A 14,249-nucleotide genomic window follows, 5' to 3' on the forward strand; every position below is an offset into this window, starting at 1 on the left:
CGGCCGGGCGAGCGCTCCCCTACTCACGGAACGCGTTGGTGACGGGCAGACGCCGGTCGCGGCCGAACGCGAGCGCGGTGACCTTCGGCCCGAGCGGATACTGGCGGCGCTTCCACTCCGCGCGGTCCACCAGTCGCATCACCGTGTCGACGGTCTTCTCGTCGAAGCCGTCGGCCAGCAGGTCGGCGCGACCGTGCGCATGCTCGATGTATGCGGCGAGCACCTTGTCGAGCAGTTCATATTCGGGCAGCGAATCGGAATCCTTCTGCCCCGGGCGCAGCTCGGCGCTCGGCGCCTTCTCGATGCTGCTGACCGGAATCATCACGCCGCCGGGCAGCGGCGTTCCGGCATCGCCGTTCTCATTGCCGACGATGCGCAGCCCGCCGATGCCGACGCCTGCGGCAGCGGCCCGGTTGCGCCAGCGGGACAGTTCCCAGACACGGGTCTTGAGCAGGTCCTTGATCGGCGCGTATCCGCCGACGGCGTCACCGTAGATGGTCGAATAGCCGCACGCCAGCTCGGACTTGTTGCCCGTGGCGACGGCGAGCAGACCGAGGCTGTTGGAGTACGCCATGACGATGACGCCGCGGATGCGGGCCTGCAGGTTCTCCGCGGCCACGCCTTCGAGCTTGAGCTGGCCCTGGTACACATTGAACATGGGCTCGATCGGCTGCACGTCGTAATGTGCGCCGATGTTGGCCGCCAGGTCGGCGGCGTCGTCCTTGGAACCGATGGAGGAATACATGCTCGGCATCGAGATGCCATGCACGTTGTGTCCGCCGCAGGCGTCGGCGGCCATCGCCGCCACCAGCGCGGAGTCGATGCCGCCGGACAGGCCCAGGCACACGCCGGAGAACCGGTTCTTCGCCATGTAGTCCTTCAGGCCCAGCACGCAGGCGGTGTACACCTCCTCGTCCGGGTCGGGAAGGTCCGCGATGTCGCCCGTCGTCTGATGCTCGGCGTCCGTGTCGAGGTCGAAGAGTCCCAGATGCTCCATGAACATCGGGGAACGTTCCAGCAACGTGCCGTCGCGGTCGACAACGAAGCTGCCGCCGTCGAACACCAGGTCATCCTGACCGCCGACCTGGTTCACGTAGATCATCGGGGCGCCGACCTCGGCCGCACGCCTGACCGCGAGGTCGTAACGCGTATGGGTCTTGCCCTCCTCGTACGGCGAGCCGTTCATCGTCATCAGCACGTCGATATGCTCGTCGGCGAGCCGGGCGACCGGCCCGCCGTCCTGCCAGATGTCCTCGCAGATCGCCACGCCGATGCGCACGCCGTCGATGTCGAGCACGACGGTGCGGTCGCCGGCCGCGAAGATGCGGAACTCGTCGAACACGCCGTAGTTCGGCAGGAAATGCTTGTCGTAGCCGGCCCAGACCATGCCGTCGTGCAGCACGACCATGCGGTTGCGAGGTTTGTCGGACGCGTGGTCGGTGCCGACCGTGCCGACGGCGACATACAGGTCGCCCAATCCGTCGGCCTCCAGCTCGGTCGCCAGCCAGTTCGCCTTGTCCCACGCCGCCTTGCGGAACGTGCGGCGCAACGCCAGATCCTCGATGGGGTATCCGGTCAGCGTCATTTCCGGGAAGACAACGACGTGGGCGCCTTCATGCGCGGCGAGATGCGCGTAGTGCATGATTTTGTCGGCGTTGCCGTCGAGGTCGCCGACGCAGGTGTCGATCTGGGCAAGGGCAAAACGAAGATGGGTCATAGTGCCCTATAGTACCCAGCCGAGATGACGGACGACAGGGGCGGCACATGCCGTCACGCGGGATGATCCGTCCCACCGCCCGTCAGCGAAGCTCGGCGAGCACCCGCAGCGAGGCGTTGACGTAGAAGTCAACGGCGGGCCCGATCGCGCCGTCCACGCCGACGAAGTGCGGACTGTGCCAGTCGGCGCACCCCGGTTCCCCGTTCGAGCCGATGAACGCGAACACCAGACGGGCCCCGCATCCCGAGAACTCCACGAAATCCTCCCCCGCCATGCTGGGATGTATCGGCTTGAGCGCCGCGTAGGAGGGCACGTCGGCCGCGACCGCCTCGGACAGCTCCTCGTCGCCGACCAGCGGCACCTGGATGCAGTCCCAGTCCACGTCGGCCGCGATCCCGTACGCTTCGGCCGTGTGCTCGACCTCCGCCACGAAACGCCGGTGGACCAGCCGTTCGTCGTCCTGGTCGAAGAAGCGCACGGTGCCCTGGAATCCCGCTTCGGCGGGCACGACGTTCCACACGTGCCCGCCATGCACTTCGGTGATGGACAGCACCACGGCGTGGAACGGCGAGATGTTGCGGCTCACGATGGTCTGCAGGGCGAGGATCATCGAGGCGAGCGCCTCGATGGGGCCGGTGCCCTTCTGCGGGTACCCGGCATGGGTGCCCTGGGCGTGCAGCGTGACCTTGAACTTCACGCAGCCGGCCATCATCGGCTGAGGGCCGATGGCGATCTGTCCGGGGGCGTAGTTCGGGTTGTTATGCGTGCCGATGATGGCCTTCACGTCATCCGTCGCGCCGGATTCCACGACCGTGCGGGCGCCCAGGCCCACCTCCTCGGCCGGCTGGAAGACGATCTTCACGCTGCCTGCGATGCGGTCGCGGTGATCGGCCAGCCAGAACGCCGCGCCCAAAAGCCCGGTCATGTGCAGGTCATGGCCGCAGCCGTGCATCACGCCGGGGTTCAGCGAGCTGAACGGCAGGCCAGTGTCCTCGGTGATCGGCAGGCCGTCGATGTCGGCGCGCAGCGCGATGCGCGGTCCCGGCACCTCTCCCTCGATGAGCGCGACGACACCGGTCTCCAACGTCGTGTCGAGCACGTCTATGCCATGCCCGCGCAGCAGACGGGCCAGATACGCGCTGGTCTCGACCTCCTTGAAGCTGCGTTCGGGATGCTGATGCAGATAATGCCGTATGCCGATCAGCTCGTCCGTGACCCCGACATGTTCGACCATGATTTACGTTCCTTCCCCGCGAGATGTCATGCCATGTTACCTCTGTCGCTTCAATATACGCTTGGCGATGGCGTTCGCGATGCCCTGCACGATCTGGACCAGCACGATCATGATGATCACGGCCGTCCAGGTCACCGTCTGGTCGAATTTCTGATAACCGTCCAGTCGGTCTGGTGGCCGGCGATGTCGTATGCATGGGACCAGGGACTCATCGCGTCTCCTCCTTGTCTGCCGCGGACGGCTGCGGCGATGGCGTCCTCGTAGCCTATGGTGTCCGCCGCCGTGCCGAAGTCGATGACATCGCTGGAACGTGACAGCTCCCCCGAGAAAGTCGCGCACCAGCGCATCGTCGCCCGAGAACTCGTAGGTGATCGAGCCGATGGCCGAACCGGATACCGTGTCGATGAACCGCTTGGTCACCGCCTGATGGGGTGCCGCGAACACGTTGTACACATCTCCGCGCTCCACGACCCGGCCGGCGCTCATCACAGCGACCACGATGAGGGCGATGACGATGTTGCGCACGGTATGGTTGACGCGCACCGGCTCATTGTCGGGAGAGCCCGCCTGTTGTGTTGCTGCTGTCATGTTCGTTCCCCCCTCTGATTGGTTGACAACGCCCACCATACGGCAGCGACGGCGGCAGTCGCGGGGCGGGTCTGATAACGCGTTACGGGATGCCATCCAGCGCTGTTCATACACTGGGGATGACCGAATTTCGTATCGCGGAGGTTGCGTACATGGCATCGGACGACATCATGACAGCGGGCGCCGGAGGCGCGACGGCCACCGCGCGAGCCGACATCAAGGCGGCGTTCTTCGACATCGACGGCACGCTGACGAGTTTCGTGACGCATGTGATCCCGCAGTCCTCCATCGACGCGCTGCACGAGCTGCAGGATCGCGGGGTGAAGGTGTTCATCTGCTCCGGTCGGGCACCGTCGCACATGACCGTCGTGCTCGACATGATGCCGGTGCACTTCGACGGCATCATCGCGCTGAACGGGCAGTACTGCTTCGACGACCACGGGCTCCTGGAGAAGGAGTCGCTGCTGCCCGAGGACATCGTCACCATCACCCGCTGGCTTGACGAGCACCCCGACGTGGTGGCGAACTACTGCGAAAAGGATTACGTCTACTTCAACCAGATCACCGACGCGATGCGGGCCACGTGGCGCCAACTCGGCAAGACCGCACCGACCGTGAACATCGACGATCCGCACGAGAGGGCGCTGAAGTATGAGACGTTCCAGATCAGCCCGTACATCAGCTTTGAAGATGAAGCGAAGCTGTCCGCCATGTGTCGCAATGTCAGAGGCGTGCGCTGGCATCCGGACTTCACCGACCTGATTCCCGCCGACGGCGGCAAACCCGAGGGAATGAAGCGGTTCATGCGGCATTACGGCTGGACGCGCGAGCAGACCATCGCGTTCGGAGACGGCGGCAACGACGCCGACATGCTCGCCTTCGCCGGCATCGGCGTGGCGATGGGCAATGCGACCGAACCGGCGAAGGCCGCGGCCGACTACATCACCGATGACGTCGACCACGACGGCATCATGAACGCGCTCAAGCACTTCAACGTCCTGTAGCCCCCTCCCCTCCCACTGGCGGGAGGTGGCGCGCAGCGCCGGAGGGTGGTAACAGACCCGGCACGCATACGAAGAGCCCTGACCCGACGAGGGTTCAGGGCTCTTCCATGTGTATCGGAGCGTCGGCTTCGAATTGCCGCCGCGCTTACTTCACCACTTCGATGGACATGATGCCGGCAGGTTCGAGCGGCGCGTCGGAACGGTCGGTCGGCACGGCCTCAAGCTTGTCGACCACGGCCTTGGACTCGTCGTCGGCGACCTCGCCGAAGATCGTGTGGTGTCCGTCGAGCCACGGGGTCGGCACGGTGGTGATGAAGAACTGGGAGCCGTTGGTGCCATGCGCCTTGCCGTCGCGGCCGCGACGCAGGCCGGCGTTCGCCATGGCCAGCAGATACGGCCGGTCGAACGTGAGTTCGGGGACGATCTCGTCGTCGAAGTCGTAGCCGGGGCCACCGGTGCCATTGCCCAGCGGGCAGCCGCCCTGGATCATGAAGTCCTTGATGATGCGGTGGAAGGTCAGGCCGTTGTAGAACGGCTCATGGGACGGCTGGCCGGTGAACGGGTCCGTCCATTCCTTCTCGCCGGTCGCCAGACCGAGGAAGTTCTTCACGGTCACGGGCGTCTGATCGTCGAACAGGTTGATGGTGATGTCACCTTCGGAGGTGCGCATGATGATGGTAGTCATGGTCCCAAGTGTCTCATGGGCTTGAGACCGGGCGGTGATGCCAATCAAGCGGAATGTATGTGAGTGGCTTGTGACGTGTGTTTATATTGCATATAATTTTCCTAATTATTATGTAACCTATTGAGGGGATGGGAGGCTGCTATGGCTGTGAAGGAACGGACGACCATTGCATTGGATCCGGAGGTCAAGCGCGAGGCGACGGACGTGCTTGAGCGGATGGGTTTGAGCTTGAGCTCGTTCACGGAGATCTGCCTGCGGCAGGCGGTCCGTGACAAGGGCATGCCGTTCACGCCGAGTCTGAGGCCGGTCCGATCCGACGGGTATCCGGTTCCTCCGGCTCACGACGCGTATCGTTTCGAGCGTTCGAAAAGCACGGGCAATATCGTGCTGCCTCAGGAGTGGGACGATCCGGCGGATGACATCTACGATCATGCGTGAGCCGGAAGTGTACGACGTGTGGCTGATGCGCGTCGAGTTCCCCGATCATCCCGGCGTGGGCAAGGTCAGACCCGTCATCGTCACCAGGGTCGAGGAGGATCGGGTCTCGGGCATCGTCGTCAAGGTGACCAGCGTGACGACATGGAACGGTCCGGGTGACGTTCCGTTGCTTGACTGGCGTCAGGAGGGTCTGTACAAGCCATCCGTGGCGAGATGCTCGCAGCGTTTCTGGTTCGGCAATGGTGACTTGCTGAAGTATTTCGGCAGGCTGTCGTTGCGTGACGCGAACGACCTTGATGCCGGTCTTGATGCTACGGGCGACGTCCCGCCCCACCGCCAGTCGCATTCATGATGATGGCGGGGCCAACGGTTTTTCTCCCTGGATATTATCTGCATGTCGATGTTTGTGTTCGATGAACGAAATGGATTGTTGGTTGTCGGCGTATTCTGCGCAACGCGTTTTCCGACGGTGTCGTCACGGGCGTGATGCCGCGCAATGCGAGGATGGTGGGTGATTTTGGGGACTGGCGAAGATGCCAGGCTCCGGCGGGGACGGTGGAGTGCTCCCGGATTATTTTCGGGTGCCTGTAGGCGCCTCGTGGAGAACGAGGCTGATCGGTAGGTTTCCCGAAATCGGAAAACCTTGGAATAGAGCCGAAAACGACCACGTGCGATTATCATGCGAGGTGCGCATGATGATGGCAGTCATGGTCCCAAGTGTCTCATGGGCTTGAGACCGGGCATTGCTGTTTGATTGCGGGGAATGGCGCAGCGGGCCCGTGGACTGGCCACGGCCGGTAGCCGGGCCGCCGAGCTGCAACGTGGAACGTCATACGAATTGGTTCACTATGATCAGCGCACCGGCAGCGACAGCCATGAGTGGCTCCTGCTCTGTATTTTGATGCTCCTATACATTGTCAAGCGTTTGGACCCGTTGTTTGAGTTCGGGCAGGTTCCGTGCTCCGCGTTCGACTTCGTTGATGCGGCTTGACGGCACGGTCGGCGCCTCGCCGACCTGCTGTTGAAGAAGGAGCTCGTGTAACCGGAACCGCTACACCACGATCGAGCGACTGAGGCGCGACCTCAACGACTACGTGTGGTAATTCGACGACCAGCGGCTCCGTTCCATCCTCGGATACCGGAGTGCGAAGGAATTCATCGAACGAGGATCGTCCTCTAAGGACCTATCCAACACGCTGTTGCCAATCCGATTGGCGTCATGGAGTTATATTTTTTCTGTGATTTAGGTATGTAATGTAGCCATAATCATAAGTTGTGAACGTCTTACTCGCGTATGTTCGTAGACACTGAAAGTCAACGGACATACTTATCCCAGTTCCTACGTGAACCAACTCCCGGGGAGATCAACATGACTCGATTCCGCAATACATACACAACCCTCACAACCTTCGTGTCGGCCGCTGTTCTCCTTATCTCGACCACTGTGCCGGCATCCGCATCGCCCATGGCAAGTGATCCATTGTCTTCGTCCACCACAACAGCCGTGCGTGCACAGGTAACAGCCCTTGGTGCAAATCGTACCTACACTTACGTTCCGACCAATAACACAAGCGTCGGCGACCCCATCGTCACAGCCTACTGGACTCCAGAACGCATGAAGAGTGCCATTCCCACTGATACACCAACAAGCACGACCGAGGTAAACCGACAGATTGACGAGCTCGAACAACCGGCTCTGGCAGACGAACCAGTTACTGACGGATCGTCCCCCGTGACGGCAATCTTGAACGCAATCACGCCACAGGCTGTGACGCCAGTCACGAATTTCTCAAAGACCAACGGAAAAGTTTTCTTCCGCAATCAGACCGACGGCAAGGATTACGTATGCTCTGGAGCCTCCGTCAATAGCCGTTCCAAACGTCTGGTCGTTACTGCTGGCCACTGTGTCCATGGCGGCCCAGGAAAAGATTGGCATACCAATTGGATATTCGCACCGGGTTACAGCAACGGTGCCACGTATGGCACTTACCAAGCTGCCACGCTCCGAACGCTCAATGACTGGATCAACTATGGTGAATCCGGGCGAGGATTCAATTCAGACGTTGCCTTTGTTACCACCTATAGTGGCAGCACTTCCGGGGATACTGTTGTAAACGCGGTTGGTGGTCACGGGTTTAGGTGGGGCGGAGGTACTGGTTTCGACGTCAGTATTTTCGGCTATCCAACGAACCTCAGCGGAGGCCAAAGCATGTGGGCCTGCTGGGGCTCTAGTCAAACTGGTTGGAATGGCCTTTACAAGTTCAACCATATTACTGGTTGCGATTTCGGCGGTGGTTCGTCCGGTGGACCTTGGCTCGACGAATACAGCAATACCACTGGTCTCGGATATGTACGCAGCGTAACCTCGAACGGCCCCGCAGACAATTCCTATCTTCGAGGCCCATACTTCGACAGCCGCGTCAACGACTTGTTCGTTGCAGCAAACAAGGACTGGTGAAACAACATCATGGCCAGTTGGATTCGCTTCCGCAGCCGTTTTGTTGCTGCGCTTCTGGTATTTGCTTTGACCAGTATCACGGTAATGGGATGCGCAACTAACGGGAGCGAATCCAGCCCCAGCTCACCAGGTACAGATGCAGGATACGATTCCGCAGCAGAGGCACCGGAGCAATCCTCCAACGACGTACAGCAACGAGCCGACCTCAGCAACGAACATATATCCTCATGGAACCGATACGAAGTGGTCTCGGACACCTCCGTGCGCATTTTCTTCTCCATGGGAAATCCCAAATGTCATGGTGTACGGGCCACCGTCGACGAAGACTCCTCCGCAGTGCTAATCACCCTCTATGAGGGAACACTCCCCAACGCACCAACCGAATGCGCCGCGATCGCAGTCAATGCATCCCTTCTGCTTACCACACGCAATCCCATCGGAACCCGTTCCGTAATTACCGGATAAATGGTCCAGACCTTTGGAACTAAACACGTAATTCCACCGGCGTCGCCATACACATGCTTGAGACCGGTAAATTAGTGCAGCCCAAACAACCACGTAGATCGTTCGGGCATTAATCGAAATCAAACAACGGTATGTCGCCGCCGAACCGTCCGTGATCCTCGCGGTTTCTTTCATCGAACCGGCGTGCCGGACACCATCCACGAACGGCCACGTCGAGCAGATGGTTCTGCGCGACGGAGACATTGAAGGCCTCGTGCCCGGCGTGCCTGTTGTCCGACACGGAGACGTACTGCTGGGCGAATGCTTTTGGGCATCGCCCATGCTGAACATCATGAAACCACAAGGCGGATCGTTCTTTTTCCGTGCCGGTCGGCGAAGACGTTGAGCGCCGGCAGGACGGTGGAATGTCACCGGATTGTTCTCGCGTGCCTGTAGATGCCTCGGCGAAAACGAGGCTGATCGGCAGGCCTCCCAAAAAACGAAAACCTTGGAATAAAGCCGAAAACGACCACGTGCGATTATCATGCGAGGTGCGCATGATGATCGTACTCATAGCGGTCAAGTCTTGCAGAACGCCCCGACGCGGCCGGCAGCATCGCCGCGCCCGTAAGCGGGGCACGTCACCGTCAGCGCGCGTACACCGTGGGAGAGCCGCTCAGACGCGACATCGCCGACTGGGGGATGTCATGGACACGCCCCAGAACGGCGTCCAACGTCGACGAGACGGCATGCGGCGCCCGGCGATCGCTGCAATCCGTCCAGGAGGGTCGTTCCATCGGGGACGTCATGGCCGTCCGACCATCCGCGCCGGCCTCCATGTCATACTCCCGGCGACCGTATCGCCGAGAGTCGCATTGCTGTTGCGAACCACCCGCGCCAAAGCCGGGCGACGTCTACGCTGAAGGAAGAACATGCCTGCCTCGATCCCGTATGGGCGCCGTCCCTCTGATGTCCGGCGCCGGTCGATATTCATCGTGTCACCATAGGCGATCCCGCCAATCGATGACACTATCGATTACACACCGGATCGTGCCGTCATGCCCTCGTCCGAAAGGGTGATTTTCCGCACGCCCGTCATCCCCGGGGCCGTCCGGCATTGCAAAGGTCACGCGGAACCGGCAGCGGACGGGCGGAAGACTTAGACGATCGCTGGAACGAACCCGGCTACTGCATCTTGCGCAGGCGTGGCACGGCGGAATCCTTCGCGCCGGTGACGCGGTACACGTCGAACACGCCGTCGATCTTGCGCACGGCAGCGAGCAGACGGTTCAGATGCTGCGGGTCGGCCATCTCGAAGCTGAACTGGCTGATCGCTACGCGATCGAAGCCGGTCGCCTGGGAGCCGGACAGGATGTTCACGCCGTGGTCGGCCAGCACACGGGTCACATCGGACAGCAGATGCTGGCGGTCCAGCGCCTCGACCTGAATCCTGACCATGAACAGGCCCTTGGTGCTGGTCCATGCCACATCCACGACGCGCTCGGGCTGACGTCGCTGCAGGTCGATCATGTTCTGACAGTCGGCGCGGTGCACCGACACGCCCTGATTGCGCGTGATGAAGCCGACGATCCTGTCGCCGGGAACCGGCATGCAGCAGCGCGCCAGCTTGACCCACACATCGTCTACGCCCTTGACGGACACGCCGAGGGAGCTGGTCTTCTTCTTGGCGTTCTCGACCGCGCGCAGCGGCAGCGCCTCCTGCTCAACCTCCTCATCGACCTCGTCGCTGCCCGCGTCCTTGACCAGATGCGCGATGACGTTCTGCGTGGAGATCTGCCCGTCGCCGATCGCCGCGAACACGGCGTCGGGGTTGGGGAAATTCAGCTCGTCGGCGACGCCGACCAGCGCCTGGGTGGTCAGTAGCGTGCCGATCGGCAGGTTACGCTTGCGCATCGCGCGGGTCAGCTCGTCGCGGCCCTCCTCGATGGCCTCGGTGCGGCGCTCCTTGGAGAACCACTGGCGGATCTTGTTGCGGGCCTTGGGGCTCTTGACGAAGCTCAGCCAGTCGCGGGAGGGGCCGGCGTTGTCGGATTTCGAGGTCAGCACCTCGACGGTGTCGCCGTTCTCAAGCTTGGTGTCGAGCGGCACCAGACGGCCGTTGACGCGCGCGCCCATCGTCCTGTGCCCGACTTCGGTATGCACGGCGTAGGCGAAGTCCACCGGCGTGGCACTGGCCGGCAGCGAGACGATCTTGCCCTTCGGGGTGAACACGTAGACCTCGGCCGCGCCCAGATCCTCCTTGAGCGAGCCAAGGAACTCGTTCGAGTCCGGGGTCTCGCTGGTCCAATCGGCGAGCTGCTGGATCCATTTGAGGTTGTCGGCCTCGCTCAGCTCCTGGTTGTCGTCGGAACCGCGTTTGAGATCGGATTTGTCGGGCGTGCTCAGGGCGCGGCCCGCCTGCCCGTTCTCCTTGTACTTCCAGTGCGCGGCGATGCCGAATTCCGCGCGCCGGTGCATGTCCCAGGTGCGGATCTGGATCTCGACCGGCTTGCCGCCCGGCCCCACGACCGTCGTGTGCAACGACTGGTACATGTTGAGCTTGGGCATGGCGATGTAGTCCTTGAAGCGCCCGGGCACGGGGCTCCAACGCGCGTGCACGGCGCCGAGCGCCGCATAGCAGTCGCGGATCGTGTCGACGATGATGCGCACGCCGACCAGATCGTAGATGTTGGCGAAATCATGGCCCCGCACGATCATCTTCTGATAGATCGAGAAGTAGTCCTTCGGGCGGCCGGTCACGTACGCCTTGATGTGCTGCGCGTCAAGATCCTCGTTGATCTCGGCGAGGATCTGCGCGAGATACACGTCGCGCTGGCCGGCACGCCGCGCGACCAGCACCACGATCTCGTTGTAGATCTTCGGGTACAGCACCTTGAAGCTCAGTTCCTCAAGCTCGGTCTTGATGGCGTTCATACCGAGCCTGTTGGCGAGCGGCGCGTACACGTCAAGGGTTTCGCGCGCCTTCTTCTGGGCGCTGGACGACTTGACGTACCGCCATGTGCGGGCATTGTGGACACGGTCGGACAACTTGACGACGAGCACGCGCACGTCGCGGCTCATCGCGACGACCATCTTGCGGATGGTCTCGGCCTGAGCGGAATCGCCGTATTCCATCTTGGAGAGCTTGGTGACACCGTCCACCAGACCGGTCACCGTGTCGCCGAATTCCGCGCGGCACTCGTCCAGCGTGTAGTCGGTGTCCTCGACGGTGTCGTGCAGCAGACCGGCGGCGACCACCAGCGGCCCCATGCCCAGGTCGGCGAGAATCTGCGCCCCCGCAAGCGGGTGGATGATGTACGGCTCGCCGGATTTGCGGCGCTGTGAGGAATGCTGGATGACCGCCCGACGATAGGCACGCTCCAGAATGCTCAGATCCTCGTCGGGGTGATGGTTCCTGCACGCTTGCATGATCGGCAGCAGCGGGTTCAGCGGGTCGTCGCTGATCTCGCAGCCGAGCATGCGGGCGGCATTATGCTCGGCTTCATCGTTGGCCATGTCTGCCTCCCTCTCAGGTATTTGGTATCACATCCTACCTGCCGCGAATGAAAAAGCATACGCGGCATCTTCCGCCGTGAACGGTCTCCCGCATGCCTTGGCTTGCGGGCCGTGACGGCCGTGTTCGCACCGTCGGTCAGGATCGTCCGTCAGGATGACACGCCGGTGGAGCCGAAACCGCGTTCCGCACGGTCGGACCCCGGCAGGGTGCTCGCCGGGACGAACCTCGCCTCGACGTAACGCTGGATGACCAGCTGCGCGATGCGGTCTCCGCGATGGAACTCCATCGTATGCTCCGGATCGAGGTTGATCAGAGGGACCTTCACTTCGCCGCGGTACCCGGCGTCGATGGTGCCGGGCGCGTTCAGCACGGTCACGCCGTACTTGACGGCGAGTCCGGACCTCGGATGCACCAGCGCCACGTATCCGGCGGGCAGGGCGATCGCCATGCCGGTCGGCACCAGGGCGCGCTGGAACGGCTTGAGCGTCACGTCCTCGGCGGCGACCAGATCGGCGCCCGCGTCCCCGGCGTGGGCGTACCGCAGCTCGACCGGATGGCCGGGATCAAGCGATTTGACCAGGACTTCGGTGTATTCGGGCTCGTCATATGTCTCGTCGAACGCCATCAGGCCGCGCATTCCTCGCACACCGGCTGGCCGTCGTCGGTGACGTATGCCAGCTGGCTGCGATGTTTGACCAGGAAGCACTCCGAGCAGATGAACTCGTCATTCTGCATGGGGATGACGGTCACGGAGGCGTCCTCGTTGCTCAGATCGGCACCGGGCAGTTCGTAATCCTCGGCGATGGCGTTCTCGTCGTCGTCCATATCGGTTGAAGAGCTGCGCGAGCCCTTGCCCAACTCCTGCAGCGATTCCTCATCCTCGTCCTTATTGCGGGGGGAATCATAATCCTGAGCCATCTGAATCCTTTCATCATGGTGGCACGTTCTGCGCCATAGAATACATGACTTTTACTCGGCATAGGATACACGATTTGAAATACTCGTAAAATACGACACGTGGGGCACAATAGAAGAAGTTGTAATTTTCTGAGGAAAGTGGTGTGAACATGCCTGAGAACCCGCTCACACAAGCCCGGTTCGACCACGTCGACGACACGGGTCGTCTCGTGTTCGCGTCAGGCGACGAGCGTTTCTTCGTCGATGTGGACGAAACGCTGGAACGCGCCATTCTGGAAGCGAAACAGATCCGCGAGGAGTCCCGGTCGGCTCCCAGCGCATCCAGCTCGGCTACGCTACCGATCTCGCAGATTCAGGCGCTTATCCGGGCCGGCGCGGATCCCGCGCGGGTGGCGGAACGATACCGTCTCAGCGAGGCGCTGGTGCGGCGTTTCTCGTCCGCCGTCGAGGTCGAGAAGCAGTACGCCATCGAGCAGTTCCTCACCGTGCCGGCCCCCAAGGAGAGCCGTGGGCGGACCACCGCCGACGTGGTGGAGCGCGCGCTGGCGCTGTCCGGCATCGGCATGGAATCGGTGACGTGGAAGGCGACACGCCGGGGACTCGAACCGTGGAAGATCACCGCGACGTTCGACGCCGCGGGGCGCACCGCCAGGGCGGAATGGTCCTGGAACATGCACGACAACGCGGTGGCATGCCTGAACTCCACGGCGAAGAAGCTGCTGGGAACGGCGACGGGCGCGCGCGGCGACGGGACCGAGGGCACGCCCTCCGAGATGCTGCCTGCGACGCTGCCCGGGGATTCGGTACGCTCGGCGAGGATAGAGCGCACCGTGTCGGCGTGGAACACCCCTGCCCCGACACTGCCTGCGGCTCGCCCCGAAGCGCGGATGCCACGTTCGGCGTCCCCGTTGGACGTGCGCACCGAGCCTGCGCCATCCGAGGAAGGCCCCTCAATCGACATCCCGCGCACCGGCGCGCTTCCGGCGAAGGCCGGCGAGGCCGCGCTCGGCGCCGCCGAGTCGAAACCGCCGCGGCCGACACCGGATTCGGGCACGTCCGCTTCCGCGGCTCAGACGGCGCCCGAGATCGAATCCGAATCCGGCAAGACGTCTGCCGAACGCTCCGACCGGCAGACGCCGCCTGCGAAACGCCGTTCGGGTCGCTCCGCCGTGCCCAGCTGGGACGAGATTCTCTTCGGCGAGTAGGATCGTCTGGCCCGCCGTCGCTGTCCAGCGAGACACGTCAA

13 protein-coding genes and 2 pseudogenes are annotated in these 14,249 nt (G+C 62.5%); 6 read left to right on the forward strand and 9 right to left on the reverse strand.

All coding sequences use genetic code 11. From position 1 onward, the window contains the following. Positions 1-19: 19 nt before the first annotated feature. From BBBF_RS06125 to BBBF_RS10715, 3 genes are all read right to left on the reverse strand, one after another. Positions 20-1,717, reverse strand: coding sequence for an NAD+ synthase (locus tag BBBF_RS06125; protein ID WP_021648584.1), 1,698 nt, complete (start codon positions 1,715-1,717; stop codon positions 20-22). An 82-nt stretch (positions 1,718-1,799) separates the two neighbouring features. After that, the gene (locus BBBF_RS06130) at positions 1,800-2,951 is read right to left on the reverse strand and encodes a M20 metallopeptidase family protein (protein WP_014760395.1); all 1,152 of its coding nucleotides are present in this window, start codon (positions 2,949-2,951) and stop codon (positions 1,800-1,802) included. A 36-nt stretch (positions 2,952-2,987) separates the two neighbouring features. After that, a complete protein-coding gene (locus BBBF_RS10715) occupies positions 2,988-3,539 on the reverse strand; it encodes an ATP-binding protein (RefSeq protein ID WP_047937709.1) in 552 nt (183 codons plus the stop codon). A 152-nt stretch (positions 3,540-3,691) separates the two neighbouring features. Here BBBF_RS10715 and BBBF_RS06140 point away from each other — a divergent pair, with 152 nt between their 5' ends. Continuing rightward, positions 3,692-4,543, forward strand: a complete 852-nt coding sequence (locus BBBF_RS06140) for a Cof-type HAD-IIB family hydrolase (RefSeq protein WP_047290549.1) — start codon at positions 3,692-3,694, stop codon at positions 4,541-4,543. A gap of 145 nt (positions 4,544-4,688) precedes the next feature. Here BBBF_RS06140 and BBBF_RS06145 read toward each other — a convergent pair whose 3' ends face one another. Then, positions 4,689-5,228: a peptidylprolyl isomerase gene (locus tag BBBF_RS06145; protein WP_003820289.1), complete on the reverse strand. Its 540-nt coding sequence runs from the start codon at positions 5,226-5,228 to the stop codon at positions 4,689-4,691. 141 nt (positions 5,229-5,369) lie between these two features. Between BBBF_RS06145 and BBBF_RS06150 the strand changes: the two genes are divergently transcribed. The 4 genes and pseudogenes from BBBF_RS06150 to BBBF_RS06165 all read left to right on the forward strand — a co-directional run bounded on the left by BBBF_RS06150 (position 5,370) and on the right by BBBF_RS06165 (position 8,124). Then, positions 5,370-5,666 carry a type II toxin-antitoxin system RelB/DinJ family antitoxin gene (locus BBBF_RS06150; protein ID WP_003820291.1) on the forward strand — a complete coding sequence of 99 codons (297 nt, stop codon included), beginning with the start codon at positions 5,370-5,372 and terminating at the stop codon, positions 5,664-5,666. Further along, positions 5,644-6,018, forward strand: coding sequence for a type II toxin-antitoxin system PemK/MazF family toxin (locus BBBF_RS06155; protein WP_003813740.1), 375 nt, complete (start codon positions 5,644-5,646; stop codon positions 6,016-6,018). Before BBBF_RS06150 ends, BBBF_RS06155 begins: the two co-directional genes overlap by 23 nt. A gap of 665 nt (positions 6,019-6,683) precedes the next feature. Beyond that, a pseudogene (locus BBBF_RS10340) lies at positions 6,684-6,908 on the forward strand (hypothetical protein); the annotation flags it as partial. 127 nt (positions 6,909-7,035) lie between these two features. Further along, entirely contained in the window at positions 7,036-8,124 is a 1,089-nt protein-coding gene (locus tag BBBF_RS06165; RefSeq protein WP_013390074.1) for a peptidase, read from the forward strand. Positions 8,125-8,698: 574 nt separating this feature from the next. Here the strand turns inward: BBBF_RS06165 and BBBF_RS10345 are convergent. The 5 genes and pseudogenes from BBBF_RS10345 to BBBF_RS06185 all read right to left on the reverse strand — a co-directional run bounded on the left by BBBF_RS10345 (position 8,699) and on the right by BBBF_RS06185 (position 13,003). After that, positions 8,699-9,142 (reverse strand): hypothetical protein, encoded by a 444-nt coding sequence (locus BBBF_RS10345; RefSeq protein ID WP_229058182.1) that lies wholly within the window; start codon positions 9,140-9,142, stop codon positions 8,699-8,701. A 73-nt stretch (positions 9,143-9,215) separates the two neighbouring features. Further along, positions 9,216-9,502 (reverse strand): annotated as a pseudogene (locus BBBF_RS10350) (hypothetical protein). A 251-nt stretch (positions 9,503-9,753) separates the two neighbouring features. Then, positions 9,754-12,084 (reverse strand): RelA/SpoT family protein, encoded by a 2,331-nt coding sequence (locus BBBF_RS06175; protein WP_021648590.1) that lies wholly within the window; start codon positions 12,082-12,084, stop codon positions 9,754-9,756. A gap of 149 nt (positions 12,085-12,233) precedes the next feature. Continuing rightward, the gene (gene dut, locus BBBF_RS06180; protein WP_029414647.1) at positions 12,234-12,710 is read right to left on the reverse strand and encodes a dUTP diphosphatase; all 477 of its coding nucleotides are present in this window, start codon (positions 12,708-12,710) and stop codon (positions 12,234-12,236) included. Then, on the reverse strand, positions 12,710-13,003 hold the full coding sequence (locus tag BBBF_RS06185) for a DUF4193 domain-containing protein (RefSeq protein WP_003813752.1): 294 nt from the start codon (positions 13,001-13,003) through the stop codon (positions 12,710-12,712). The genes dut and BBBF_RS06185 overlap by 1 nt, the downstream gene beginning before the upstream one ends. A 149-nt stretch (positions 13,004-13,152) precedes the next feature. Here BBBF_RS06185 and sepH point away from each other — a divergent pair, with 149 nt between their 5' ends. Beyond that, positions 13,153-14,208 (forward strand): septation protein SepH, encoded by a 1,056-nt coding sequence (sepH, locus tag BBBF_RS06190; protein WP_003813754.1) that lies wholly within the window; start codon positions 13,153-13,155, stop codon positions 14,206-14,208. The last annotated feature ends 41 nt before the right edge of the window (positions 14,209-14,249 follow it).

It is taken from the genome of Bifidobacterium bifidum ATCC 29521 = JCM 1255 = DSM 20456, assembly GCF_001025135.1.
Lineage (GTDB): Bacteria > Actinomycetota > Actinomycetes > Actinomycetales > Bifidobacteriaceae > Bifidobacterium > Bifidobacterium bifidum.

Bases quoted from the DNA above. Each gene is read 5' to 3' on its own strand.
- BBBF_RS06125 (WP_021648584.1), bottom strand. From the start codon at position 1,717: ATGACCCATCTTCGTTTTGCCCTTGCCCAGATCGACACCTGCGTCGGC.
- BBBF_RS06130 (WP_014760395.1), bottom strand. From the start codon at position 2,951: ATGGTCGAACATGTCGGGGTCACGGACGAGCTGATCGGCATACGGCAT.
- BBBF_RS10715 (WP_047937709.1), bottom strand. From the start codon at position 3,539: ATGACAGCAGCAACACAACAGGCGGGCTCTCCCGACAATGAGCCGGTG.
- BBBF_RS06140 (WP_047290549.1), top strand. From the start codon at position 3,692: ATGGCATCGGACGACATCATGACAGCGGGCGCCGGAGGCGCGACGGCC.
- BBBF_RS06145 (WP_003820289.1), bottom strand. From the start codon at position 5,228: ATGACTACCATCATCATGCGCACCTCCGAAGGTGACATCACCATCAAC.
- BBBF_RS06150 (WP_003820291.1), top strand. From the start codon at position 5,370: ATGGCTGTGAAGGAACGGACGACCATTGCATTGGATCCGGAGGTCAAG.
- BBBF_RS06155 (WP_003813740.1), top strand. From the start codon at position 5,644: ATGACATCTACGATCATGCGTGAGCCGGAAGTGTACGACGTGTGGCTG.
- BBBF_RS06165 (WP_013390074.1), top strand. From the start codon at position 7,036: ATGACTCGATTCCGCAATACATACACAACCCTCACAACCTTCGTGTCG.
- BBBF_RS10345 (WP_229058182.1), bottom strand. From the start codon at position 9,142: ATGAGTACGATCATCATGCGCACCTCGCATGATAATCGCACGTGGTCG.
- BBBF_RS06175 (WP_021648590.1), bottom strand. From the start codon at position 12,084: ATGGCCAACGATGAAGCCGAGCATAATGCCGCCCGCATGCTCGGCTGC.
- dut (WP_029414647.1), bottom strand. From the start codon at position 12,710: ATGGCGTTCGACGAGACATATGACGAGCCCGAATACACCGAAGTCCTG.
- BBBF_RS06185 (WP_003813752.1), bottom strand. From the start codon at position 13,003: ATGGCTCAGGATTATGATTCCCCCCGCAATAAGGACGAGGATGAGGAA.
- sepH (WP_003813754.1), top strand. From the start codon at position 13,153: ATGCCTGAGAACCCGCTCACACAAGCCCGGTTCGACCACGTCGACGAC.